This is a genomic window from Olleya sp. UBA1516, from assembly GCF_002323495.1.
In the GTDB taxonomy this organism is placed as follows: Bacteria; Bacteroidota; Bacteroidia; order Flavobacteriales; family Flavobacteriaceae; genus Olleya.
This window is the reverse complement of the sequence record NZ_DCQO01000009.1, coordinates 1-26,775: the sequence shown is the minus strand read 5'-3', so window position 1 is coordinate 26,775 and position 26,775 is coordinate 1. Positions and strand designations below refer to the sequence as shown.

The following is a 26,775-nucleotide window of genomic DNA, read 5'->3' as shown; positions in this document are numbered from 1 at the left end:
AATGCCCACTATTTAATAAATCCTAAAACTAGTTTCCTTTTTTGTAATCCTCTAAAAACTTAGCTAAACCACTGTCCGTTAAAGGATGTCTTAATAACCCTTCAATAGAGCTTAAAGGTCCAGTCATAACATCAGCACCTAATTTAGCACAGTCAATAACGTGCATTGTGTGACGTACAGATGCAGCTAAAATTTCAGTTTCAAAAGCATAATTATCATAGATATGTCTAATCTCTGCAATCAAGTTTAAACCATCCGTAGAGATATCGTCCAAACGTCCAATAAACGGAGACACGTAAGTCGCACCAGCCTTAGCAGCTAATAATGCTTGACCAGGAGAAAACACTAACGTTACATTAGTTTTAATACCTTTATCACTAAAGTATTTACAAGCCTTAATACCATCTTTAATCATTGGTAATTTAACCACGATTTGATCATGTAATTCCGCAAGTGCCTCACCTTCTCTAACCATACCTTCAAAGTCAGTAGATATTACTTCCGCACTAACATCACCATCCACAATATTGCAAATGTCAACATAATGCTTCATAATATTATCATGTCCAGTAATCCCTTCTTTAGCCATTAACGACGGGTTAGTGGTAACACCATCTAAAATACCCATATCCTGAGCGTCTCTAATTTGGTCTAAATTGGCAGTATCAATAAAAAATTTCATTTAAAAAATATTTAAGTTGTGTATATTTAATTATTTGGGCGTTACCACAAGGGGCAGGCTGTCCGTTATATCTTTTTTTGCCATTTGTGGCAGCAAAAAAAGGATGCCACTTCCATCCTTAACGCAATGCAAAGTTACAATTTAACTTTTGCAAGTAAAATAATGATATCAAATGATATTAACATTTTACTCAAAGTCAAACGTTTTTACGAAGTTAAAAATAATTAAAACCGATTAAATTAATTTAGGAACTTGGAATTTTGAATTTGTTATTTGGGATTTCCTATAATTTGTAATGATTCAATAATAGTTTCTCGTACATCTTATCAGGTAATAAAAACTTTAAAATAATAGAAAATTTTTGCATTGGCGCGCCAACCTTATAATGTATTTGCGGATTTTTAGTATTAATAACCAAATGCACTTTTTTAGCCACAGCAATTGGGCTACTGCTATTATCAACATGATCGTCAATATCTTTAAGTACGTTTGGATACTTGGTGTATGGCGAGTCTTTTAAAACTGGTGCATGGTAACGCCCAGCAGCAATATTTGTAGCAAAATCACCAGGTGCTATATTAGTAAATTTAACTCCAAAATCCTTAGTTTCCATGCGTAACGCTTCCGTAACAATTTCCAAAGCACCTTTACTAGCGCTATAAATACCACGATATGGTAATCCCATGTATCCAGCAATGGATGTAATGTTTATAACCAAACCAGACTGTTGTGCTCGCATTTGCGGTAACACAGCTTTTATAACATTTATAGGTCCAAAAAAGTTGGTATTAAAATTATGTTGGATTTGGTCTTGCGGAATTTCTTCAATAGCACCATTTATACCAACACCTGCATTGTTAACCAACACATCTAGCTTACCTTCTGCGTCTATTACTGTTTTTACAGCAGCTGCAATAGTAACCGTATCATTAACATCTAAAGCTACCAACTTAAATTTACTGTTGGCGTAATTAGACGGATTGCGACTGGTACCATAAACAATACACCCTTTTTCGGTTAAAAACTCACCTATAGATTTTCCTATTCCAGAAGAGCCTCCTGTAATTAATACAACTTTAGACATGATTTGTAAATAATAAATTAAGAACTGTAAAATTAATAATGCTTCTGAGAAAACATCGTAAAAGCAAAAAAGATTTGCTAGAATTAACTAACAAATCTTTCTTTTATGTTTTTAAATCTCTTTTTAAAAAAGGATTTAGAGTAATCAAAAAAAGGCAAGCTACCTACATCACACCGCTACGACCATCTACCTTTGCTTCGTTCCCGACCTGGAGGATTCAACAGGAGCTGGTTGTGTAGGACTTGCCAGGTGCAAAGATACACACATTTTATTTTCTTGCAATCATTTTTTATAATGAATTTTAATAAATAACTTGCTCTCAAATAAGTTTACAAAATGAAAGCATTTAAATACCTTACAATCATATTTTTAGCAATCACATTATTTTCTTGTGGTGACGACGTAGAAGCGCAAAAAAAGAGCTTTTCGGTTACAACCAACGCTCAAAATGGTACAATTAGCATTGACAAAACGCTAGAAGTGTCTTTAAAAAATCCTAAAAACATACCAATAACCTCTGCAAGTTATCAATTAGATGGCAAACCAATTCAGGCTAAACAACCGCTTTCTGACTTTAAATTAGGAGAACATAATTTAAAAGCTACCATTAATTTTGATGGCGAAACTGCCGAAATCAATCAAACTATTGCATTGTTAAGTGATGTGGCTCCAAAATTTTTAACAGTAGAAATTATAAATACGTTTCCGCATGATAACACTTCTTTTACACAAGGTTTAGAGTTTAATAATGGTGTGCTTTATGAAAGTACTGGACAACGTGGCGAATCTAAAATTAGAAAAATAGATTATAAAACTGGTGACGTTATTAATGAAACTACTATTCCTGATGCTTTTTTTGGAGAAGGTATTACAGTACTTAATAATACCGTTTACCATTTAACTTGGCAAGGTCAAAAAGGATTTACTTATGATGCCACTACCCTAGAAAAGAAAAGCAGCTTTAATTACGGAAAAAGTAAAGAAGGTTGGGGATTTGCTAACGACGGAACTAACCTGTATAAAAGTGATGGAACCAGTTTAATCTGGAGTCTAAATTCTGATACGCTAAATGAAGAAGACCACATACAAGTGTGCACTACAAAAGGAAAAATTGGAAGATTAAACGAAATTGAATTCGCAAATAACAAATTATACGCTAACATCTGGGAGAAAAACGGAATTGCAATTATCAATCCTAAAAATGGTGCTGTAGAGGCTGTAATTGACTGTACTATTTTAACCAAACAAATTCCTAATTTTTCGATTAACGAAAACTGTTTAAATGGTATTGCTTACAATCCAGAAACACAAACGTTTTTCTTAACCGGAAAACGTTGGGACAAATTATTTGAAGTTAAAATCTTGGACAATTAACGTCATCTTATAAAAGTTAAAAGATTATAAATTAGGTGTTAAAGTCTCTTAATTAAATTTTTCATGTCATTGATAAATCTAAATTTGAGACTAATCAACCAACCAACTATTGAAAAATTTTACGCTTTTATTAGTCTTTTTGACAAGCTATTTTGCATCCGCACAAACGGTAAATGGTATTGTTTACGACTCCATTTCTACCATAGAAAATATTAAAATAACCAACCTGTCTTCCAAAAAAATGACAGCTTCCGATGCTCACGGAACGTTTTCAATAGCAGGAAACATTGGAGACACGCTTCATGTTAGTTCCTTATTTTATAATGAGCAAAAGTTAGTTTTAAAAGGGCATCATTTCCACGAAAGTGTAGTTATTGAGCTTAAACAGGTTTTTAATAACCTAGACGAGGTTAAACTTATTGAACCTTATAAAGAGATTTTAGCGGATATTAATGTTGTTGAAACTGAGCTTAAAAACCAGATTTTGGCAGACATAAAAAATAATCCTCATTTGTACTCTAAACAACCTACAACTGGTGGAATTGATATTATACAAGTTATTGGACTGATTGCTAAATTGTTTGAAAATAAGGACAAATATGTCGAGCCACCTTTTATTGAAATGACTTACGAAGATTTAGAAACAGTTTTTGAAAATTCTAGTGTATTTAACAGACGCTTTTTAACTCAAGATTTAGAAATTGAAGAGGAATACATTCCTATGTTTTTTGAATTTGTTATTAAAAACAGGCTTGATAGCGAGCTTGTAAAAAAAGATAAAGAAGTAGATTTAATAGAGCTTTTTGTACAAAAAGGAAAGACCTTTAATAAAATTATTGCTGACTTTAAAAACCAACAATAAGTGGTATTTTAGTACTTTATTAAAAATATGAAAACCTACAATAAAAATTTAATAGTTACTCTTGATGATTTAGATGCGCTAAATCACGTTAATAATGTGCGCTATATTGAATGGGTAAATCACATTGCAAAAACACATTGGCAAAAAGAAGCACCAACTAAAATGCAAAATGATTTTTATTGGGTATTACTGTCACACCATATTGACTATAAACATCAAATTGTTTTGGGTGATACAGTAACACTTAAAACCTACATTAAATCTTGCCAAGGTGTTAAATCTGTTCGTGTTGTAGAGGTTTTGGTTGATGATAAAATTTGTGCGTATTCCGAAACCAAATGGTGTTTATTACATGCGGAGACTAATAAACCTGCAAGAATCACAAATGACATTATTTCTATTTTTCAATAATTTTAAAGTCATATACTATTTACCCTTCAAAAAAGTTATATTTTAGTCAACCAAAGTTACAATTACATTTTATGAAGCGTACGCTATATTTTATTTGCTGTCTTGGATTTATATTATTTTGCAGTTCTTGTCGTAAGGATTTTGAATTTCAGGCTAGTACTGGAAATTTAGGTTTTTCTAAAGACACCGTTTATTTAGACACTATTTTTGCAAATATAGGATCAAGTACGTACAACTTAAAGGTATACAACACTAGTGATGACGATATATCTATACCTAATGTATCTTTACAAAACGGAGAAAACTCTGGATATCGTTTAAATGTAGATGGTCAAGCTGGAAAAAGTTTTCAAGACGTGCAAATCCTAGCAAAAGACAGTCTTTTTATATTTATCGAAACGACTTTTAATACAAACAACTCACCTATTATTGATAATCAGTTTGTATATACAGATAAAATATTGTTTGATTCTGGAGATAATCTTCAAGATGTAGATTTAGTAACTTTAGTTAAAGACGCTATTTTTATTTATCCTGATAAGGACAATACAACTGGCATAATTGAAACCTTGACTTTAACTATTGATGGTGAATCTGTTGCAACAGATATACAAGGTCGCGAGTTACTACCTGAAGAATTAACTTTTACTAATCAAAAACCATACGTTATTTATGGCTATGCAGCTGTACCAAATGGAGAAACACTAACCATAGATGCTGGTGCACGCGTTCATTTTCATGCAAACTCAGGTTTATTAGTCTCCGAAGGTGCTACTTTAAATGTCAATGGTACTTTAAGTAGTGACCCAGAAGTATTAGAAAATGAAGTCATTTTTGAAGGTGACCGTTTAGAGCCAATATACAGTGATGTACCTGGACAATGGGGAACTATTTGGTTATTTGAAGGCAGTCAAAATAATACTATTAATCATGCTACAATTAAAAATGCAACCGTAGGTGTGTTATCAGATGGTAATGCAGATGCTGTAACCGATAAATTAACCATTACAAACTCTCAGATATATAACATAAGTACGTTTGGTATATTAGGACGAAACACGTCGATTAAAGCAGATAATATTGTTTTAAATAATGCTGGACAAGCTAGTTTTGGTGCCACTTTAGGTGGAAAATACAATGTCACCCACTCCACTATTGCTAATTATTGGAACAGTAGTTTTAGACAATTTCCAGCTTTATTAATTAATAATTTTGTTATCGATGAAGAAAACACTGCGTTTATTTCGGATTTAACCGAAGCTAATTTTAGTAATTGTATTATTTACGGAAATGATAATCCTGAGTTATTAATTGATCAAATTGAAGATGCATCTGTAGTTTTTAACTTTAAGTTTACTAATTGTTTACTACGTTTTCAAGATTCTAGTAATTTCTTTTCTAGTCCTAATTATGATTTTGATGATGCCACACATTATGAAAACATGATTTTTAACCAAGATCCTGATTTTAGAGATGTTTTTGAAAACGATATGATTATTGGTGAAAACTCAGCTGCTAATGGTCAAGGTAACACAGCATTTGCTGCACAAGTCCCAAATGATATTTTAGGCGTTAACAGAACCACTAGTCCGGACTTAGGTGCATTTCAACATATCACTTTTTAGATTGAGCGAAATAATAAAATAGGACTAGCTTTTTCAATTAGTTTTGAACTAAATAACAACCCTCAATTATTTAGTCATGATAAAGTTAAAAAGAAATATGAGCAATTTTGATAGATTAGTCCGTTTTATAGTGGTTATATTGCTTATCTCTATATTATATGTTGGAGAATTTAATGGTCTGATAGCTTTTATAATTATAATCGTTTCCGCCATGTTTTTATTTGCTAGTGTTACAGCTTTTTGCCCATTTTACAAATCGACTAACATTTCTACTTTTGACTCTGACGACTATCTATAACGTCCTCATTAACATCTGATTTTATAGTTACATTATATAAAAATGGTCTGATTATTGAGAATAAACAAAAAGTTTAATCTCTTAAATATAATCTTATGAAATCAAGTAAAATTACTCAACGTATTGCAGCTTTATTATTATTATTATTATTTATGATTACTGCAAATGGACAAACAAAGCATAAAAGCAACTCTAGCTTATTAGCTTTGGAAACCTTAAATCTAATTACTTTTATTAATACATTAAACGCACATCCAAATGACTTTTATAAAGGTGAAATGACTTTGACTGATGGAACAATTCTTATTGGATATTTTAGTTTAAACAACTCAATTACTGATAATTATGTTGTGTTGCATGACGATGGAGAAACTTACCATTATTATTGTAAGGATGAAATTAATGATGTTATGTTATACAATCCAAATTCTGACAGTAATACAGTATTTGAATTTATAAAAGATGATGGTAAATTATACCGAAAAGTATATGACAATAATAAGGACGTTATAGTTTATGACACTGCTAATTATCCTTTTGATAATACTTTAGTTGACCAAGTTATTATTGATGTAGATAATCAATTAATTGAAACATGGAATTTTTGGACTTCTGGACCAAAACATGATTTGATTAAATATCTAAGAGATAGAGATAACATTAGATATAAGCGCAACCAATTTAAGTCGTTAGACGATATATTTGAAAAATTATAAAACAAAAAAGCCTGCTAAAGTATAGCAGGCTTTTTTTCCGCGAAAGCGAAAAATCATTTATTATAGACTAAGCTACAAACAATGGTAACTCGCTCATCATTGCATTAACTTTAATTGCTATTTCGTCTAATAAATCTTCGTTTTCATGATTCATGATTACTTGATCAATAAGCTCTACAATAGCTTCCATTTCGTTTTCTTTTAAACCTCTTGTTGTAATTGCAGCAGTACCAATTCTAATTCCAGAAGTTACAAATGGTGATTTATCATCAAAAGGAACCATGTTTTTATTAACTGTAATGTCAGCTTTTACTAAAGCTTTTTCAGCATCTTTACCTGTAATGTTTTTGTTACGTAGGTCAATTAACATCATGTGGTTGTCTGTACCACCAGATATAATTTTGTAGTCACGCTTAACAAAAGCGTCTGCCATTGCTGATGCATTTTTTTTAACCTGTAGCATATAATGCATAAACGGTTCTGTTAATGCTTCTCCAAAAGCAATTGCTTTTGCTGCAATTATATGCTCCAATGGACCACCTTGATTACCAGGAAATACACCAGAATCTAAAAGTGATGACATCATTTTTAAATTTCCGTTTTTAAGTTTTAATCCAAATGGGTTTTCAAAATCTTTACCCATTAAAATCATACCTCCTCTTGGTCCACGTAACGTTTTATGTGTTGTAGTTGTTACAATATGACAATGTGGTAATGGATCGTTTAAAATACCTTTTGCAATTAATCCTGCTGGATGCGATATATCTGCTAATAACAAAGCACCAACGCTATCTGCTATTGCTCTAAAACGTTTAAAATCTATATCTCTAGAATATGCAGATGCTCCTGCAATAATTAATTTAGGCTGCTCTTTAGTTGCAATTTCTTGAATTTTATCATAGTTTAAAACACCTGTTGCTTCTTCTACTCCATAAAATACAGGATTGTATAATTTACCCGAAAAATTTACTGGAGAACCATGTGTTAAATGCCCACCATGAGATAAATCAAATCCTAAAATTTTATCTCCCGGTTGTAAAACTGCGTGATAAACAGCTGTGTTTGCCTGACTTCCTGAGTGTGGTTGCACGTTAGCATACTCTGCACCAAATAATGTTTTGGCTCTATCAATTGCTATCTGCTCTACCTCGTCAACTACTTCACAACCACCATAATAGCGCTTTCCAGGATACCCTTCGGCATATTTGTTAGTTAACACAGATCCAGCTGCTTCCATAACTTGGTCACTGACAAAGTTTTCGGATGCAATCAATTCTATACCATCTAGTTGGCGTTCTTTTTCTGCTTGAATTAGTTCAAAAATTTGTTCGTCGCGTTGCATAATTGTATGTTTTTAAATTTCCGCTTTAAGCGAAAATAGTTTTATCGTTAAATATTTATCAAAAATAAGAAATACTGCTTGTAAATAATTGAAAAAACATATATTTACTTAGAATTTATAAACAACAAATCAACAATTATATATATGCCATTATCCGCAAATAATCCAGACAGAAAATCATGGTTACACGTCGATAAAAACTCTGACTTTCCTATTCAAAATATTCCTTTTGGTGTTTTCTTAACTAGAGACGACATTATTACCATTGGAACACGAATTGGAGACACAGCAATTGATTTAGGCGCTTTACACCAATTAGGTTATTTTGAAGGCATACCATTAACAGATGATATTTTTCTTCAAGACACCTTAAACGATTTTATTGCTGATGGACGCAAAACGTGGCGTTTGGTTAGAAATAGAATTGCTGAAATATTTGATGCTGACAATGACTCGCTTAAAAATAATGTAAAACATAAAGAAGTTGTTTTATTTAGATTAGACGAAATTGAAATGCAGTTACCAGTGCAAATTGGTGATTACACAGATTTTTATTCTAGTATAGAACATGCTACTAATGTTGGGACCATGTTTAGAGATCCTGACAATGCCTTATTACCAAACTGGTTACACATACCTGTTGGTTACCATGGTAGAAGCAGCTCTATCATCCCATCTGGAATACCAGTACACAGACCACAAGGTCAAACCTTACCTGCTGGAGCAACTGAGCCAGTATTTGGACCAAGTAAATTAGTGGATTTTGAGTTAGAAATGGCTTTTATTACTACTGATGCAAATGATTTAGGAGAACCAATTCCGGTTAATGAAGCTGAAGAATATATTTTTGGTTTAGTATTATTTAATGATTGGTCTGCACGTGACATCCAAAAATGGGAATATGTGCCATTAGGACCATTTTTAGCTAAAAACTTTGCATCATCAATATCTCCTTGGATTGTTACTTTAGACGCGTTACAGCCTTTTAAAGCTGACAGCCCAAAACCACTTAAAAAGCTTTTACCTTACTTACAACAAAACGGTAAAAAGAGTTACGATATTAATTTAGAAGTTGCTATACAACCTGAAAAGGCTAAAGAAACTGTGGTTAGTAAATCTAACTTTAAGCATATGTATTGGAGTATGTCGCAACAATTGGCGCATCATACTGTAAATGGATGTCCAGTTAACTCTGGAGATATGATGGGAAGTGGTACTATATCAGGACCGACACCAGATACTTATGGATCGATGTTAGAATTATCGTGGAGAGGTGAAAAACCTGTAAAACTTAATGATGGTACAGAGCGTAAATTTATTAATGATAATGATACCGTTATTATGAGAGGTTACTGCGAAAAAGATGGTACTAGAATTGGATTTGGAGAAGTTAAAACAAAATTATTACCAGTGTTTGAGCCTAAAAAGGCAAAATAACAACTTATTAAACATCAAATAGTTAACCCTTAAATTTAAAAATTTAAGGGTTTCTTTTTTGGGTTTGGCACGTAAATTGAATTTCTATATATATAGAAACCAATTAAATCCAAAAAAGATGAGAAAATTTACACTTATTTCAGTAGTTCTTCTAGTACTTACATCTTGTGTTGGAAGAAAACAAATCGAGAAACAATTACATTCTGGTGATTACGATTTAGCCATTAGTAATGCTTTAAAAAAGTTAGAAAACAACAAAGATAAAAAGCGTAAGCAAAGCTACGTAATGATGCTTCAAGATGCCTATTACAAAGTGGTTGACGAAGATCATACTAACTTAAACCATTTAACTAAAGATGGAAATCCAGAGTTGTATGAAACGATATATAACACCTATTTAGATTTAGATAGTCGTCAAAATGCAATCAAACGTGTTTTACCTTTACAAATTAGTGGACAAAATTTAGAACTTAATTTTAATGATTATAGTGATGAAATAATTAACTATAAAACTAAAGTATCTGAGTATAAATACGGACAAGCTAAGCAATTAATGACAACAGATAATAAGTTTTACAATCGTGATGCTTATGAGTTGTTACAGTCCATTGAAGCGATTAATCCTAACTACAAAAATGTTAGAGATTTATTAAGTGAGGCACATTTAAATGGGACAGATTTTGTTTTAGTTACTGTACAAAACCAGACACGTCAGATACTACCACAACGTTTGGAAGCCGATTTATTAAATTTTGATACTTATGGCCTTAATCAGTTTTGGACAGCATATCATGCTAATCAAGATCATACCATTGATTACGATTATGCAATGGAGTTACAATTACAACGTTTAAATATCTCTCCAGAGCATATTACAGAAAGACAATCATTACGTCAAAAAGATATTATTGATGGTTGGGAGTATATTTTAGACAGTAACGGAAATGTTGTAAAAGACAGTTTAGGTAATGATGTTAAACAAGATAAAATTATAAATATTAAAGCTAGATTTTTTGAAGTTAATCAACTTAAATCTACGCAAGTTATTGCTAAGGTTGTTTACACAGATTTAAAGCAAAATCAAATAATAGATAATTTTTTAATAGATAGTGAGTTTGTTTTTGAAAACACTTTTGGAACTGTAAAAGGTGATCGCAGAGCTTTAAATACTGAAGATTTACAATTACTAAAAAACCAACTTGTACACTTTCCTAGTAATGAACAAATGGTTTATGACACTGGAGAAGACTTAAAATACAAATTAAAAGATATTATAACAAGATATAGTTTTAGAGGTTAACCTTATGTGCTATACCAAAACAAAACTCCCAAATAACTTTGGGAGTTTTTTTATTATTGCTACTACTTGATTTTTAATATTAACAGGAAGGTTGTACAACAGTTTATCGACCCTTGCCTTTCTTTTATTATGTTGGATAACTGTCGTGATTTTTAATATTTACTAATAACTTTAAAATCTTGTCCAAATGAGACGTTATTAATTAAAAGTAAAAGTGTAATTATTAGTTTATTCATTTAAAAAATGGGAATTAACTTGATTTATGTTAGTTGTAAATTCTAATTATTTCGCCATTTCCCTTTCCATTTACACTTCTAACATAGCCATTTATAACTTTATTCATAGGGATTGGATTATGGCCAGGAAAATAGTCTTTGTATTTTTTATAAGCATCTTCTACCATTCCTGAAGACACCACATTTACCCTAATTCCGTTTTCAATTTCTAGAGCCACTGCTTGTACAAAACTATGAATACCACCATTTACCATAGCAGCACTTGTGGTCTTAACAACTGGATCGTCTGCTAAAATACCAGTGGATAAGGTTATTGATCCTTTTGGGTTTAAATACTGTTGTCCAATACGCACCAGATTAACTTGTCCCATTAATTTACTTCTTAATCCAATATAATAATCGTCTTCAGTAAGATTATTAAAATCGTCCCATTTTGCCTCTCCTGCAATACAAATAATGGCATCTAATTTTCCAATTTGTTCAAACATGGCTTTTATTGACTTGCTGTCTACAATATCCACATTTACATCGCTATTGCTTCGTCCAGCGATTATTATTTGGTTGTTTTCTTTAAAATGCGCAACAACAGTTTTTCCTATTGTTCCGTTTCCTCCTATTATTAAAATTTTCATAGTTTGTTTTTTAAGTTAAACATTGATTTTTCTTGCAATTATCTTTGTTACTTCTTGACTTGTAAATGGTCAAAGTAGCAATCACACTCCAAAGTAAATTGGTCACAAATGGAGGTATTGCGTTATAGAAATAACAATTTATGGCTATAAAAAGGCCTCCAACCAAATTTAAATACTTACCATAATCTAACCATTTTTTATTTTTTAATAAGGTTAATGCGTATGCCAAGATTATAAATCCTGAACCTGTCCAACCTAAAATATCAATTAGTAATTTCATAGTTTGTTATATTGCGAAATATAGATATGAATGCTTAATTTTTTTTAAATTAAAAATTCTGTGAACTGTTTAATGGTCTTTTCGTTTCGTTTTAAATAGGACCATTTTCCATGTCTTGTTGCTATTAAAAGACCACATTTTTCCATATTTGTTAAATACGTTGAAATAGTAGATTGAGATAATTTTGTTTTTTCTTGAATATAGGTAACACAAACACCATCATTAAAATGCTTTAATGTTTCGTGTGGCGGAAAATGTTTTTCTGGCTCTTTTAGCCATTCTAATATTTGAAATCGGATTTGATTAGATAAGCATTTACCAATTTCTGTTGCTATTTTCAAATTCATAATGCTAACATATCGAAAATTCTAGATATATAAAAATGAAAACGTAATTATTTAAAAAAAAATTACTTTAACATCCCTTAAATCAATGATATATTTGAAGTGGCATTTGAACACTTTAAACAATTGGCTGACTATATAATTCTCTTTTAAAATCCTTTGGAAAACTTAGTAATGCTTTAGTAGTTGTAACTATTAACATGGCTTTTTAGCCTTGTCAGTAATTAAACTCCTATTGTGTTAATTTGTGCAAGAAAACTAAAAATTAGCTACAACATTTATAGTCATGATTAAGTTTAAACTAAAAGTCTTACTGGAAGCTAAGCTTAATCCCTAATTAGCAGAAAGCTAAACAAGGTGTTTTGAGTTTTTATTTTTAATTAGGTAACTGTTAATTACTATTTGAGTAATTAAAGCGCCACAAAAAATCCCGAGATATCCAAATAGTTTGATATGAGTCAAATTTTTCAAAACAGTTCCAAAATATAAACCAGCTAAAATACCTAAGATTAAAATGACAATATATTTTAGTAATTTAATTCTTCCTAATTTTACTAATTCATTATTCTTTTTTTCAAAAGATTCATTATTAATAATATACTGTTTTAAATTGTCTATATATGTTTCAAAAATAGATGAAAAAGCTATTGGTGTAATAACTCCAAAACCATAGGTTTTAACTGTATGATGGATAACAATTTTATGATTATCAACACTTTTGACTTTAATATTAGATTCCCAATTTAGAACATTTAGTTTCCAGCCATCAAAAATTGACCCTTTTTTCTCAAAAACAAGATCGGTTTCATCCTTTATAATTTTAAGATTATTATTTTGAAAATAGTGAATAAGCTTGTCCTTTGTTACTGCGTTATTATTTATTTGAAATTCAAAACTATTATGATATTCTTTCATGAGATCAGATAATTAGACTCTTTTACTATGATTTATTAAGGATAAATTTAAACATTAATTTTATACGCTGTTGTCGTTCGATTTTTTATCCAATTCTTAAATTCTAAATTAACCTTTACTTCTTGAATTCCGTGAGTTTTATTTTCAAAAGTAAAAGTAGGATGATAGTCAATTTTGTATTTTTTTAATATTTCGTCGATTTTTAATTTCTCAAATTTTGCTTTAGTTTCTTGTTTTTTAAACGCTTTAAGTTTAGAGTACGCCATTCCTAAAAAAGTAAAACCCATTACAATAATTCCAAGTTTTACTGACCATATAAACACGCTATGTATTGTCCATTCTGAAAAATAATATCCTCCAATTATTAATAAAATTCCACTAATACTAGTCCAAAATATAGTGAGATGAATTGAGTTTTTATTATTACTTAATATTACCAACTCTAGGTTTGTCCTTTCTAATTTTTCTAGAAATTTTTCATCAAATTTAATTTTGGAGCAAGTATTTATAAAGTTAGGCTTTTTTTGGGTCAAATTACAAGTCAAACCATTTTCAAAACTTGTCCTTTCGTTTTGACATAAAGCACAATCATTGTATATACAAAGTTTAGACATTAGTTTTTTAATTTATTTCCATTGGTTTAACTCCCATAACTTTAATCCACTCTGTCACTTCTAAAGGTTTCCAATGCTTATTGGTGTAAACTTTATAAATATAATCGTACAAGGCTTTAGTTAAAAAAATTAGTCGACCATCATTTGCGCCAGAAGCTAAATAAACCCTTTCGTTAATGCCTTGTTTTTCTGCTTCTTGGTTTATTATTTGAGCAAATCTCATCACTGATTCTCCCCAACCATAATTTTTAAAGTTTTTAAAAATTACATATTTAGTTCCGTTTATTGTTATCCTATGATTTAACCATTTATTTTTATCATCCCATACTTCGATATGGTCCGTTATATTTATTGTCAACCCAATTTTATTAAAAGTTGGTTTCACTTGTTCTAATAGTTCTGTAAATCCACCAAGTTCAAAGACGGTTTCGCCATCACACCAATAATATCTATAATCAAGAGGAACACCAGTTTGATCATCCCAAATGGAAACCAACTCGTTTGTTGGATCATAATTTTTAATTAGTTCATTTTTTAAACTGTCAATATTTTTTTTGTCAGTGTATTTATAATAACCCAACTCCTCAATTTTTGTCACAAATTGAGTTGCTGATACCTCTTGATTTGATTTTAGTTTTGCTTTGGTTTTTACATTATAGGCACCAAAAAGACCCAATCCTATTAACAGTCCAATTATAATTCCTAATTTATTCATTCAGTTAAATATTTGCTACCCTGTTAATATATTGTTTGTTGTTTGACATGTATTATAAAATTTTACAAGAAAATTGGATAAAAGTTACGACATAGTAAGTTAGCACTAATTTGTGGATGATTTAATAGCATATTTATACACTAAATCTGTCAAATAAATTACAGATAGAATATTTGTGAAGATTTAAATAAGTACTCTTAAACTAAAAAATTAATTTTACACGAAATGGATCATGATTTTTTTATTCAACTTTCCTATACACATCTGTTCCGCAGTCAATACAAAATCCTTTACCCTTTGTTAAAGTTAATAGTCCATTTTGTTTGACTTGTATTGAATACAGTTTATTACATTCAAATTCAATATAATAATTTCCCCAACCTTGTCTGATAAGCTCAAATTTACCATTTGAAACTAATTTACCATTATTGAAAATTTTTAGTGTTTTATCTTTTTGAAATAGTATCTGTTCATCCTTACTTCCTTTAAAGGGTTGTAAGAGATTTGTCATAGTTTCCCATTGCCATTTTCCAACTATTTGACTGATGTTTAATTGTTGTTTTTGAAAATTAATCCCTCTAATTCTATCTATTGCGTACATTGAATAAAAGGACTCTTTATTCTGTTTAGCAAACGTTAAGTATTTTTCTATTAAAATTGAATCTTTTGTTTTTAATTCGTTGTTTTTTAAATAAGATACATACTCTGAAAAGTTTTTCTTCCTTAAAGCGTCTAACGAAAAATCTTCTGAAATTAATTTCTCGAATTGTATCGTTGGTAAATTTCCTAAAGAATCAATTTGTGATTTTAAAATAGATAATTCATCATTTAATTTTAAGTTTTCATCCCTTAATTTAGCTTCATTTTTATTACAGGATTGTAAAGTAAAAATAACCAATAAAAGTAAAATTATTATTCTCATAGACCTCTATGTCTCGTGCTTTTAGTATGCACTATTGTGGATTATTTATTTACCTAAAAGTTCTTCTTTTCTAAAAATTACCATTCGCTTAATTAAATCTTTAGGTAAAGGCTTGTTTAACGGAAACTTGACTGTCCCCTTACCTACTTCTAAATCTTTTAACTGGTCTGAAAAGTGGTCTACTGTTGCTTGATAAGGATAAAAACTTATGTGTTTAGCATAAGCAACTATCATGATTTGTTGCTGTGGTTTCACTTTTGGAATAAGGGTAAAAGAAGGCACTTTATAGTTAGTGATTTCCACTGTTTCTGGAACAGCTTCTTTTATCAAACTTCTTAGATCGCGCAAAATTGATTGTGCTTCTAATACTTGACTATCAATATAGTCATCTATAGTTTTAAAGGTTGGCATTGGTCCTTTTTTTTCCATTTATTTTAAATTTTTAGTTTGTTTATTACATTTCAAAATTCTGTCAATTAGCTTGTGTAATTGTCACCCAGAGTTAATTAGTGATTTTTAGATTTTAAAAACAGCACCAACATTAAAACTCATATAAAAATTCTTTCCACCTCTTTGTTCCGTAGTGTCGGTAAGTCCAATCAGATTAAAATTTTCAACGACCATTAAAAAATTGGGTAATATTTGAAATTTATATCCAATGCCTCCATTAATTCCAAATTGAGTTGATTTAGCCAAGTCATTTATACTAATAAAACCATTTCCATCATTATAATTTGCTTCTGCTTCAGTTAAAAATCCAATACTAATTCCATAATTTATGTACCAGTTTTGTTTTGCTCCAAAGTGATAATTAATAGTTAATGGAACAGTAATGTACTTTGTTCTTTCGGAATATTTGTCGGAAAAAATTAAAAAGCCAGCATTGTTAGTTCCCATTTTTTGATAAAGCAAACCTGAGCGTAAACTCCAATTGTTGTTAAAATAATAATTTCCGTAAACTCCTAATTGAATACCAGAAACAGATGATGAGCCAAAAAGGAAAGAATAAAATTGGTAAGAATCACTATATCCTATTATTGGAGTAACTTCTAAATCTCCTTTTTCTGTCGTTTGTCCATAACTAAATAAACTACTAATTAAAAAGCCAAAGCAGATTACATATTTCATATCATATTTTTATTTTTTTGATCTATAATTTTAATCATCAATGTCAATCAAATATTTTAAGCTGGATGGTCTGTTTTTAATCTTTCTACTAAACCGTCTGCCCAATCTTTAATTCTGGGTCCAAAGCATTCTAAAATAGCATCAACACCAACAACGCTTCCTTTTGCAAGCCTACCTAAAACTGCTAGATTAAGTGTTTGTTTTTTATTTTTAGAGACTACTAATCCATTTTGTTTTGTGTCTACACCAAGTTTACTATGTATGGCTTGTATTAAATTATCATTTAATAAATTGGTTACAATTGGCGAAATTACTTTTTCGATTTTTGGACTGTCTAAAACAGCGTTAATCATGGTGTCTACTGTAATTTCTTGGTTATGTTTTTGTAATTGCCAGCCATTATCTGTTAAATTAATTTTAGGATCGTTGACAAAATTTAAATCTAATGTACCTTGATAAGTTAAGGCTAATATCTGTTGTAAACTTTCAATAGGTGGTCCAAAAGCGTAACGTTTTATACGCTCATCAAGCGCGATAACTTTGCTTATTATATCCTCTTGTAAAGCTGAGTGAGACATCATTGCGTATAATGTTGGTTGGCAATGACGCCAAACTTGACCTAAGCAATAATCTAAACTTATTGGCTGTTTTGCAGTAGCCATATCTACATAAGCTTGAATAATAACTTCTGGCGCATTATCGTGAGATAGTAATAACTCGTGTTTAAAATTTTCGTCTTTTAGATAGGCTTCTGTTATTGTTTTTAATGCTAGAACAGAAAAATTATGTTGGTAAGCGTGATTTCCTAATTTTAAGTATTGATTGGCAACTATAGTCGCAATAGCTTTAATTAAAAAAGTGTTGCCATTATTATAATTTTCATCCTCTTTAATTTGTAATAATTCTGACTTAAAACTTAAAATTTTAGCATCACTTGGTGTAAATAACGCATCAATTTTGGAGTTTAAAGGTTTACAAGCCATAGGTAAACCATCCAATGAAAAAGGTATAAGTTTTAAGGTGCTTTTTCCTGGATGATAATTCATTTTGTTTGTGTTGGTATCAATAACTTCAAAATAACCACCATTTGCTTTGGTTATAGCCCTAATAACATCTATGGTTGCTAGTCCAAAACCTCTAAGTCCAACTGTATGAGCTTTGTTTTTATAATCTATAGATAGTAAGTGTTTTATAGGATACGCTTTTAAAAACAAATTAACTGTGTTATTATTTTGAGCATAATTTATCCAATCTTTTAATTGTTTGGATGTTTTGGTTTCCTGATGTCCAATAGTCAATACGACCTCGTCTGCATTATAATTGTTACCATTGTCAACAGTAATTGTAAAGGATTGATTGTTGCTTTTGACTGCTGTAACTTCAGAATTAAAAACGGTCATTACATCAAGTTTTTGTAACGTTTGAGCAATACTAGTGTAGCGCGCTTTTAAATACTTACCAACATCAGAACGTTTAGGAAACACTTCATGTTTATTATTATAAATAGCATCTTGGCTTTTACCTGTCCAATCATGGTAAGACATAAAGCCTTCTATTTTAGTGTTTTTAATTTTTATTACAGGTCTTTTAGCGATAGTTAAAGCGCGTTCCGAAATATTTAACCAATTAGTATCTGGTTGATCTAAATTATATATAGAACCACAACCTAGTTGAGCGGATTTTTCAAAAACTACAATTTTTGGAAGTGTTTTTAAATTAGTATTTGATAATGCAATCATTATATTTTCTAATGCTGAAAGACCTCTTGGTCCACATCCAATGATAGCAATTGTTGTAGTTTTTGGTGTACTCATTTATAATTTTAAAATTGAAAAGGCACTAATGAATTGTAAGATACTTAAAGAATAATTTTATTCATAATACAATTGCTATTTAATTATAACAGACTCCCTCAGACTCATTTTTAAAATTGAAATATTAACCTAAATCGCACTTTTATGGTATTACTTCTTGTTTTGTTTTTATTATAACTTTAAAAAAAACAGATAAATATCCACGAGGAATTTGTTGACTAGTATATATAGTTACAAAAATTATAAATGATGTTAACCACAGTCTTTATAGCTTTTCAAATTGGATTCCCATTAATGTAAAACTGATAATTTCGTTTTTCTCATTTCTTTCAAATGCTATTGGGCTAATAGATATTTCTAATAGGTTTTTAGAAATTGATGTCAATTCTGTTTTGTATGCTCCATTTTTATAATATAAATATAACGACCCATTATCTAAACTAATTTTTTTTGCTATTTGAAAGTCTGCATTATAGTATTCTCCTTCAAATTGACTTAATTCTTTTTCAGAATGTACATAAGGCTTAAATTGGTTAAATACCCAAGGCTTATCATTATTAAATTCATTATAAGTAAAATAGGTATTTCCCTTTTCTAAATTAAACTTAACAAGCGCTTTACTGTTACCCATTAAAAATATAAATTCATTATTTCCGATAGGTTTTAGCTCTGCAATTTTATCTCCATCTAATGTATATGCAATAAGTTTATCGTTTTTTACTTGAATTGAATTTGCTTTCTTATCGTCATCATTATAGTAATATAAGTAGTGTCCTTCATATTGCTTTAATTGGTTATTTGAAAGTGTTATAAAATTATATGTTTCGTCTAAAGTTTCGTTTTTAGGATTTGGAGTTACATATAAGTCTACAAAATCAAAAAAAGTATCTCTAAATTCGTCTTCAAATTTATTTTGAGTAGTAAAAAAGGCGATTTCTAAGCTTGGAAAATAAAGATATTTAGAAACAAAGCCACCAGCACTCATTCCATCAAATCCGACAGCTTCATGTCCATTATAGGTTTCAAACTCTACACCTAAACCAAAATTTATTTTTTTACCATTATTTAATGTGGCTTTAGTGTGCATTTTTTTCCATAATTCTGGCGAACCAATTGTAGCATTTCTTAAATTAAGGTGCCATTTGTGCATATCATCAGGGTTTGTCAAAATCTGTCCATCTCCAACAAATTTTACAGCATGAAAATGAGTTTTATAATACTGACCATCATCTTCTATATACCCAATTGCTCTATTTTTTATGGACTTATAAATATTGTCCTTAATAGCTGTATTAGCCATATTAAGTGGATTGAAAATGTTTTTTTGTAGATAATTGCTATACGTTTCGCCAGAAGCTTTTTCTATAATAGATGCTAGTAGTATATAATTGGCATTGGAATAATAAAAATGCTCTCCAGGTTTAAAACGAAGTTCACTAACTTTAGTAATAATGTTAATCATTTGATGTTGATCAATATAGTCGTTAAACCACAAATCAATAACACCAAAATAAGGATCAACTTCTTTAATTCCACTAGTTTGATTTAGCAGTTGTTCTATAGTAGGATTTCCTTTTTTATAATGCGGAAGTTTATCTATATACTTATACGCTGGCTCTTTTATATTTAATTTACCTTCTTCCTCAAGTAATAAAATAGCTGCTGCTGTAAATTGCTTAGAAATAGAAGCAATATCAAAAACCGTTTTGCTGGAAATAGGGATATTGTAATCTAAATTTGTTGTTCCATATTGTTTTTGAAACAAAATTTGGTCCTTTTTAAAGACTGCAATCGAAAATCCAGGTTCATTTGCTTCTACTTTATATAATTTATCAATTTTGGTATCTAAATTTTGAGTGCATACTATGTTTGGAATTATGCAAAAAACTATTAAAATTACTAAATATTTACTTTGATTCATTTGTGATTGTTTCTATTAAAGATAGATGTTTTATCAAAATGTTACAGTCTATCTTTTATTGCAACTAATGTAATTGTTTAGTTAGGTCCCATATTTTGAGTTAGTTACTTATCAAATAATTACAGAATAAAAAATACGTGCCTTTTGTTGTTGGTAAGATAAAACTGGTAGCAGATTATATATAGGTATTACCAAACGTTTTTATTCAATCAGTCCAAACAATGTATTTTCATCGACGTCAAGAATTTTTAAAATTCCTTTTTCTTTTGAATAGTAAAGCGTTTTAGGATAATTTCTAAGAATATATACATTTGAATAATCAACACCTTCTACACTAGTAGTGTCAATAAATTCATTTTGGAAATAGTAAAAATCATCTCCAAAACAATCATAAAAATAAGCTGTAAATTCAAAGTCATTATCTCTATCACTTTTTACAGTTATCTCTCCTTTATAGCAATTTGAATTATCAATAAACGAAATTCTTCCAACTTCTATAAAATCGTCTGAAGAAGAGCCAAATATAAATGATGATTCGTTAGGACCATCAGCAATATATTCTATAGTTTTTGAGTTAACAGAAAAAGAAATAATTTCATTAGTTTCAATGTTTTTCAATTGAAAAATTTCGCCTATTTCATAAGTTAGTAATGCTTTACCTTCTTGACTTAAATCATAATATTGATCTTCAACTTTGCAAGAGGTGACTAACAAAAGGATAATTACTATTTTAAGATTATAAATAAATTTGTTAGTCATTTTGATGTTTTTTTTCTTCTATTGGGTAACGTATTGATGTACGACTTAGATACGTGTTTCCAAACTAAAGTTAACCAATAAATCACAGATAAAACATCCGTGAGGATTTTTGTAGTTAAACTAGAACCAGTAATACATTATATACGATTTTGTATATCGTTATTTTTGATATTCGATTTTTCTTTCCCATACCAAACCTAACTCTCCATTGTTATAGCTTTTTTTAGTTATCCAATGTCCTTGCTTGTCATAATGGTATTCCCAACTATTCCACTGTTTTTGATTACCATCTTTATCGTACCAATGTTGTGTTAAGATATTGTTTTGCTTATCATAAGTAGAAATAAATTTTGTATAATCACCATTGGCTTTAAAAAATTCGGAAATCACTTCATTTCCATTTGAATCATAAATGTATGTTTGAGTTTCGTTACTTCCATATGAATCGTAATGTATTTTTTGTATCATTTCATTATTAGAATTATATTCAAATTCAGTTGTAGAAACTTTATCCGATTTAGGGACGCCTCCTATTTTTGATATTACATTTCCGTTTTTATCATATTCGTTTTTTTGGATATAAAATAATTTATTTTTGCTGTTATAATTTTTTAGTTCTATTTCATTTCCGTTATCGTCAATTGTAATAATATAATATTGTTTCAAGTTTCCATTTAAATCACAAATTGTTGTTTTTATTTGTTTTTCACTTTCGTCTTTTTGAATTTTGGTAACCCTATAAATATTCCCTTTGCCATCGTATTGACCGTATTCAATTATCTTTTCATTGTCATCATACACTTCATACTTTACAAAATGGTCGTCTTTAAATGCAGAATCTCGTGGCATTTCTGAAAATCTATTTGTACTGTATTTTGCATGAATAATTTTCCTTATTTTTAAACTATCTTCCGCACCTTGAGCCCAAATAATAGAAGTTGAGCAAATTAATGCTAAAGTCAATAAAAATATGTTTTTCGTTTTCATTTTTTTAATGTTGTATAGCGTTGTTTTGTATCTTTTTTCGTGGTTTAAGCATCTAATTTAGCAAATTAAAACCAAATAGAAAATCTGCGAGGACTTTTAAAAGTAGGCTAAAACTAGCTATTAATTATAAGCTTTGTTGTCCAATGTTTTTTATTCTCAATCTTAAATTCCGCTCAAAATAAATCCGACTGTTATAAAAATCAGCGTTGTATATATAAACGGTTTTTTAGCTTTATAAATATCCGAAATTAAATTCCAACAATACAAATAAATAAAAATTGGTATCATAAAACCTAAATACGGAAAGTCTTTTTCAATGGTCAGTTCAATTCCAGCAAAAAACCAAAATAATCTCAATAAGAACAATAATGTTCCAAATAAAATCCAAATTGAATTAATTTGTGCCATTCTCAACCTTTTGGTTTTTTTTCTATCAGTTGCAAAAGGTTTACTCATCCATAAATATGTTGTAAAACAAAACGAAAATCCAACCGATGCAAATCCGATTAAAGTGAGATAATTAAATGATAATTGGTAATTAATAATGTTCAGCCAATTCATAGCCTCAATATTATCTCCGATATTACACAATTTTAAACTTATTCGTAAAAGTGAATTGAAAATAATACAATATCCAATTCCAACAACGATTCCGCTATAAAATCGGAACTTACCAATTTCCATTATCGTTAAGTCAGATTTTAGTTTTTTCAATTCAGCAGAATGTTTGTTTTAATAGTTTTACAACGGTTCCGTATAAGAATAGTCCGGTTTTGTGTGCGAGGATTGTCCGAAGGAAAATCAGATGTAACAAAATTGCATGAACTCTCGATTACGCACCTAATTTAGAATTATTTTACACAATGTTGTAACACTTATTTAATCAAATTGAGTTATTAAATAGACAATATCTTTTTGCATATACTCACCAGCTTTTTTTTGATACTCTCCATTTTTATTTATAATTAGTATACCATAACAAGTTTTGTCTTTAGAAAAGATTTGATTTAAGAAAAAATTATTAATATCTACAAAATGATTCTTTGAATCAATAACTTTTTTTACTCTCAATTTATCAGAGTATACAAAAATGTTCCTAACGTTTTGTAGTTCCATTTTTGAATAAAATTCAGTCCACCATTTCAAAGAATTTTTCAAATTTTGATAATTATCATAGTGACAACTACTTTCCGGTTGTCTGAAATTCACAAATAGGAATTCTTCTGAATCCCATTTATAATTTTCTTTGATAAAATTTAATTGAGCTTCAGTAAGTTTTTCAGTAGTTATATTTTTATTAGGTCTGTTAAAACTTAAAAGTCCAACTGCCAAAATAAGAAATAGTATTATTTTTTTCATATGTGTTACAATGTGTTTGTATATGGTTTGTTGCGTGTTTCAAATAACTAATTTAGCAAATAAAAACCGAATAGAAAATCCACGAGGATTTTAGTAAGTAGGCTAGAACTAGCAAAAAATTATAAACGGTGTTGTGTTTAGTTTATTTATAAGATATTACGTTTCTTATAATTTTCCCTGAGTCTATATCTTCGATTTTAACTTCAGTTATAAGGTTTTGTTCATTGAGTTTGTAACTAATTGATTTATTGCATATAACCTTTTTAGATTCTATATATATTGTTTTGATATGAGTGATTAATTGATTTTTAAAAGTATAGTAAGAAATTGTATTTTCATTTTTCCACTCAGATAAAAGTTTTACAGTTTTATTTTTATCATCGTATTTATATTCATAAATCATATTATTTATAGAGTCATGATATTCTCTTACTAATCTATTCTTGGAGTCGAATTCATAAAGTATAGTTGGAATTCCAGATATATTATAAGTCACAATGTTTTTTGAATAAGAATAAAAAACTGGATTTTCAATATTTTTACTGTCAGTTATTTTAATTATTTGATTGTTTGAATATTCAAATGTAAACTTACTTACTATTTCCTGATCAATTAGTTTAAAAACGGTTAACGAATCTTTACCCTTAGAATCAAAGTATCTAATTGATTTTGAAAACTCTTTATTTGTATTATAATAAGAAGGATATTTTTCAAAAGTTTCAATTTTATCGACTTGTTTTGTTATAAAAGGAAACATTAATTCTTGCTCATATACGTGAAAATAAATTGAGTATTCATCGCCTAATTTATGTTTATCTTGAGAAAAAGAAAGCATATAGTAGGACAATAATAATAAAGTTAAATAAGTTTTTTTCATAAGAATTTTAATTACACACAACGTTTAATATATGGTTTGTTACGTGGTTTAAGCACTAAATTTAACAAATAAAAACCGCATAGAAAATCCGCGAAGATTTTCATAAGTAGGCTAGAACTAGCAATAAATTATATATGGTGTTGTAACACCTTATTTTTCCATTATATATTTTTCGAAAGTTTCAAATTCAACACTTTCAATTTCTTTTTTTGAAGGATAACTGTGTCCATATAATCCTGCAAAGAGTGGAATTGGTTTTTCGGCTTTTTTTCCGTTTTCTTTAGTTTTTATATCATTAGGTAATAAAACTTCTCTTTCTACAGCAATGCTAAAATCTGACCAGCCAAAATTAAATTCAGATTTACACTTTTTACAAGTCCATTTTTCGTTTGAGTTTTCAGTACCTTTTTCCAGAGTTTCAATGTCAAAATTCTTTTTGACTTTTGAGATTAATAATGTTGTTTCCCAAGCTTTAAAAGATTTTCCGAAGTCGACACAATTTATTCCAACTATTTGGATAAATCTTGGATGTTGACAAGCACAAGAATCCCCTTGATAATATTTATCAGCTACTTTTTCAAGCAATTCAGATGCTCTATTATACCTAATTTGGAAATCTTCCACTGGTTTTGTTTTTAATTTTTTACAACGTGTTTATTAATGGTTTGTTGCGTTGTTTAATCACCTAATTTAGCAAATAAAAACCGAATAGAAAATCCGCGAGCATTTTCAGAAGTATGCTGGAACTAGCAATATATTAGATACGGTGTTGGCATACGTTTTTTGCTTAAAGTGTATTTTAGTTATTTTTGTTTCTATAAATATTTCCATCTTTCATTATAAATACAACGTTTTCTAATGTAGAGATGAAATCATTAATAATATCTCCTTTTACAGCTATTATATCTGCATTTGCTTTAGGTTTTATGTGTCCAATTTCATTTTCTCTTCCTAATTGAAAAGCTGATATATATGTGCTGGATTGAAGTATATCTAAAGGCTTCATTCCTGCTTCAAAATAATACCTATACATGTCTTTGGATGATTTTCCAGATGATACTTTTATATCTGTATAATTATCAGAACCAGCCACTATAGGAATACCTATTTCAATTGCTCTATCAAGTCTTTTTTTCATTCTATTAATATAGTTATCAATCCAATCTAACTCATTTTCGTTATAATTGGCGAGTTTTGCATAAGTATACATATATGATTTACTATTTTCTGTAGGTACAAGAAAGATTTGCTTTTCTGCCATTTTTACTAAAGTGCTATCTGCTAAATTAAACCCATGTTCAATTCCATCTACACCTGCTTCAATTGCATTCCATGCGGATTGATTTGTTACGGAATGAGCTGTGACTTTTAAATTATATGAGTGAGCAGTCTCTACAATAGATCTTATTTCATCTATTGTTAAATAGGTGTTATTGGGAATATTATCTGCGCAAATTTTGATCAAGTCTACATTTTGATTAACATGTTCACGGACAGCATTTTTTGCATCTTCAGGACTTGTTATTATTCGATATTCTAAATCTATTATGTTTTGATGTTTAGGTAGCACACCATAAACTTGTCCGCCATTTGCTGCCAAAATTGGACCAGATGCAAAAATACGAGGACCATCAATCGTTCCTTCATTAATAGCGTCTCGAAGAGCTACATCAAGGTATAAACCAGAGTTTCCAAGATCCTTAATACTTGTTATTCCTTCTTCTAAGTAACTTTTTGCTCTTTTGGCAGCACGAAGCGCTCTTAAAGCATCACTTTCCATGGTTAGAGATTGAATGCTGTGTTCAGCAAAATCTTCATTGGCCTCTTGAGAAAAAAGGACATGTGTATGAGCATCAATTAGTCCAGGAAGAACAGTATACTTTGTTAAATCTATAACTTTGCTGTTTTTAGGTAATGATTCAAATTCGCCAATAGAAATAATTTTTGTCCCTTGAATTTGTATAAGTTTGTTTTTTAGTAGCTTATTGCTTTTACTTTCGTATAAAAAACCAGCTTTGATATAGGTGTTTTTTTGTTGTCCTATTAATCTCGTATGCGAGGAAATAATAATTATGAATAAAAATATAAGGGTTTTATACATGTCTCAATTTTTGTTTAAATGTCTAGTCCTGAAATATGGC

General features: G+C 29.6%; 29 protein-coding genes and 1 other RNA gene. 8 read left to right on the top strand and 22 right to left on the bottom strand.

Annotation, left to right across the window (positions count from 1 at the left end):
- Positions 1-28: 28 nt before the first annotated feature.
- From fsa to ffs, 3 genes are all read right to left on the bottom strand, one after another.
- Complete coding sequence (gene fsa, locus B2989_RS04180; RefSeq protein WP_292944602.1) at positions 29-682, bottom strand: fructose-6-phosphate aldolase; 654 nt, start codon at positions 680-682, stop codon at positions 29-31.
- 283 nt (positions 683-965) lie between these two features.
- Positions 966-1,766, bottom strand: coding sequence for an SDR family oxidoreductase (locus tag B2989_RS04175; protein WP_292944599.1), 801 nt, complete (start codon positions 1,764-1,766; stop codon positions 966-968).
- A 149-nt stretch (positions 1,767-1,915) separates the two neighbouring features.
- Positions 1,916-2,014: signal recognition particle sRNA small type (gene ffs, locus B2989_RS04170), an RNA gene on the bottom strand.
- A gap of 88 nt (positions 2,015-2,102) precedes the next feature.
- On the opposite strand from ffs, the gene B2989_RS04165 reads away from it, so the two are divergent.
- From B2989_RS04165 to B2989_RS04140, 6 genes are all read left to right on the top strand, one after another.
- Positions 2,103-3,140, top strand: a complete 1,038-nt coding sequence (locus tag B2989_RS04165; RefSeq protein WP_292944596.1) for a glutaminyl-peptide cyclotransferase — start codon at positions 2,103-2,105, stop codon at positions 3,138-3,140.
- Positions 3,141-3,249: 109 nt separating this feature from the next.
- A complete protein-coding gene (locus B2989_RS04160) occupies positions 3,250-4,002 on the top strand; it encodes a hypothetical protein (RefSeq protein WP_292944593.1) in 753 nt (250 codons plus the stop codon).
- 27 nt (positions 4,003-4,029) lie between these two features.
- Positions 4,030-4,413, top strand: a complete 384-nt coding sequence (locus tag B2989_RS04155; protein WP_292944590.1) for an acyl-CoA thioesterase — start codon at positions 4,030-4,032, stop codon at positions 4,411-4,413.
- Positions 4,414-4,484: 71 nt separating this feature from the next.
- Entirely contained in the window at positions 4,485-6,038 is a 1,554-nt protein-coding gene (locus B2989_RS04150; protein ID WP_292944587.1) for a hypothetical protein, read from the top strand.
- 76 nt (positions 6,039-6,114) lie between these two features.
- Positions 6,115-6,336 (top strand): YgaP family membrane protein, encoded by a 222-nt coding sequence (locus tag B2989_RS04145; RefSeq protein WP_292944584.1) that lies wholly within the window; start codon positions 6,115-6,117, stop codon positions 6,334-6,336.
- Positions 6,337-6,431: 95 nt separating this feature from the next.
- Positions 6,432-7,052: a hypothetical protein gene (locus B2989_RS04140; RefSeq protein WP_292944581.1), complete on the top strand. Its 621-nt coding sequence runs from the start codon at positions 6,432-6,434 to the stop codon at positions 7,050-7,052.
- A gap of 67 nt (positions 7,053-7,119) precedes the next feature.
- Here B2989_RS04140 and glyA read toward each other — a convergent pair whose 3' ends face one another.
- On the bottom strand, positions 7,120-8,394 hold the full coding sequence (gene glyA, locus B2989_RS04135) for a serine hydroxymethyltransferase (protein ID WP_292944578.1): 1,275 nt from the start codon (positions 8,392-8,394) through the stop codon (positions 7,120-7,122).
- A 144-nt stretch (positions 8,395-8,538) separates the two neighbouring features.
- Here glyA and fahA point away from each other — a divergent pair, with 144 nt between their 5' ends.
- A complete protein-coding gene (gene fahA, locus B2989_RS04130) occupies positions 8,539-9,831 on the top strand; it encodes a fumarylacetoacetase (protein ID WP_292944575.1) in 1,293 nt (430 codons plus the stop codon).
- A 118-nt stretch (positions 9,832-9,949) separates the two neighbouring features.
- Positions 9,950-11,131, top strand: a complete 1,182-nt coding sequence (locus B2989_RS04125; RefSeq protein ID WP_292944572.1) for a hypothetical protein — start codon at positions 9,950-9,952, stop codon at positions 11,129-11,131.
- A gap of 265 nt (positions 11,132-11,396) precedes the next feature.
- Here the strand turns inward: B2989_RS04125 and B2989_RS04120 are convergent, their stop codons facing one another.
- The 18 genes from B2989_RS04120 to B2989_RS04035 all read right to left on the bottom strand — a co-directional run bounded on the left by B2989_RS04120 (position 11,397) and on the right by B2989_RS04035 (position 26,735).
- The gene (locus B2989_RS04120; protein WP_292944569.1) at positions 11,397-11,999 is read right to left on the bottom strand and encodes a short chain dehydrogenase; all 603 of its coding nucleotides are present in this window, start codon (positions 11,997-11,999) and stop codon (positions 11,397-11,399) included.
- 10 nt (positions 12,000-12,009) lie between these two features.
- Positions 12,010-12,279: a CBU_0592 family membrane protein gene (locus tag B2989_RS04115; protein ID WP_292944566.1), complete on the bottom strand. Its 270-nt coding sequence runs from the start codon at positions 12,277-12,279 to the stop codon at positions 12,010-12,012.
- A 44-nt stretch (positions 12,280-12,323) separates the two neighbouring features.
- On the bottom strand, positions 12,324-12,626 hold the full coding sequence (locus B2989_RS04110) for an ArsR/SmtB family transcription factor (protein WP_292944564.1): 303 nt from the start codon (positions 12,624-12,626) through the stop codon (positions 12,324-12,326).
- A 345-nt stretch (positions 12,627-12,971) separates the two neighbouring features.
- Positions 12,972-13,538, bottom strand: a complete 567-nt coding sequence (locus B2989_RS04105; RefSeq protein WP_292944561.1) for a hypothetical protein — start codon at positions 13,536-13,538, stop codon at positions 12,972-12,974.
- A 47-nt stretch (positions 13,539-13,585) separates the two neighbouring features.
- Positions 13,586-14,152 (bottom strand): hypothetical protein, encoded by a 567-nt coding sequence (locus tag B2989_RS04100; RefSeq protein WP_292944558.1) that lies wholly within the window; start codon positions 14,150-14,152, stop codon positions 13,586-13,588.
- Between the two features lie 7 nt (positions 14,153-14,159).
- Positions 14,160-14,867, bottom strand: coding sequence for a hypothetical protein (locus B2989_RS04095; protein ID WP_292944555.1), 708 nt, complete (start codon positions 14,865-14,867; stop codon positions 14,160-14,162).
- A 241-nt stretch (positions 14,868-15,108) separates the two neighbouring features.
- Complete coding sequence (locus tag B2989_RS04090) at positions 15,109-15,789, bottom strand: hypothetical protein (protein ID WP_292944552.1); 681 nt, start codon at positions 15,787-15,789, stop codon at positions 15,109-15,111.
- 45 nt (positions 15,790-15,834) lie between these two features.
- The gene (locus B2989_RS04085) at positions 15,835-16,218 is read right to left on the bottom strand and encodes an iron chaperone (protein ID WP_292944549.1); all 384 of its coding nucleotides are present in this window, start codon (positions 16,216-16,218) and stop codon (positions 15,835-15,837) included.
- Positions 16,219-16,305: 87 nt separating this feature from the next.
- On the bottom strand, positions 16,306-16,917 hold the full coding sequence (locus tag B2989_RS04080; protein WP_292944546.1) for an outer membrane beta-barrel protein: 612 nt from the start codon (positions 16,915-16,917) through the stop codon (positions 16,306-16,308).
- 56 nt (positions 16,918-16,973) lie between these two features.
- Positions 16,974-18,731, bottom strand: a complete 1,758-nt coding sequence (locus tag B2989_RS04075; RefSeq protein ID WP_292944543.1) for an FAD/NAD(P)-binding protein — start codon at positions 18,729-18,731, stop codon at positions 16,974-16,976.
- 265 nt (positions 18,732-18,996) lie between these two features.
- Positions 18,997-20,652 carry a serine hydrolase domain-containing protein gene (locus tag B2989_RS04070; protein ID WP_292944540.1) on the bottom strand — a complete coding sequence of 552 codons (1,656 nt, stop codon included), beginning with the start codon at positions 20,650-20,652 and terminating at the stop codon, positions 18,997-18,999.
- 201 nt (positions 20,653-20,853) lie between these two features.
- Positions 20,854-21,411, bottom strand: a complete 558-nt coding sequence (locus B2989_RS04065; RefSeq protein ID WP_292944537.1) for a hypothetical protein — start codon at positions 21,409-21,411, stop codon at positions 20,854-20,856.
- Positions 21,412-21,570: 159 nt separating this feature from the next.
- Positions 21,571-22,398: a hypothetical protein gene (locus B2989_RS04060; RefSeq protein WP_292944534.1), complete on the bottom strand. Its 828-nt coding sequence runs from the start codon at positions 22,396-22,398 to the stop codon at positions 21,571-21,573.
- Between the two features lie 162 nt (positions 22,399-22,560).
- Positions 22,561-23,112, bottom strand: coding sequence for a hypothetical protein (locus tag B2989_RS04055; RefSeq protein ID WP_292944531.1), 552 nt, complete (start codon positions 23,110-23,112; stop codon positions 22,561-22,563).
- Between the two features lie 165 nt (positions 23,113-23,277).
- Positions 23,278-23,757, bottom strand: coding sequence for a hypothetical protein (locus B2989_RS04050; RefSeq protein WP_292944529.1), 480 nt, complete (start codon positions 23,755-23,757; stop codon positions 23,278-23,280).
- A gap of 142 nt (positions 23,758-23,899) precedes the next feature.
- Entirely contained in the window at positions 23,900-24,634 is a 735-nt protein-coding gene (locus B2989_RS04045) for a hypothetical protein (RefSeq protein WP_292944526.1), read from the bottom strand.
- Between the two features lie 150 nt (positions 24,635-24,784).
- Positions 24,785-25,258, bottom strand: a complete 474-nt coding sequence (locus tag B2989_RS04040; protein ID WP_292944523.1) for a hypothetical protein — start codon at positions 25,256-25,258, stop codon at positions 24,785-24,787.
- 175 nt (positions 25,259-25,433) lie between these two features.
- Positions 25,434-26,735, bottom strand: coding sequence for a metal-dependent hydrolase family protein (locus B2989_RS04035; RefSeq protein ID WP_292944520.1), 1,302 nt, complete (start codon positions 26,733-26,735; stop codon positions 25,434-25,436).
- Positions 26,736-26,775 lie beyond the last annotated feature (40 nt).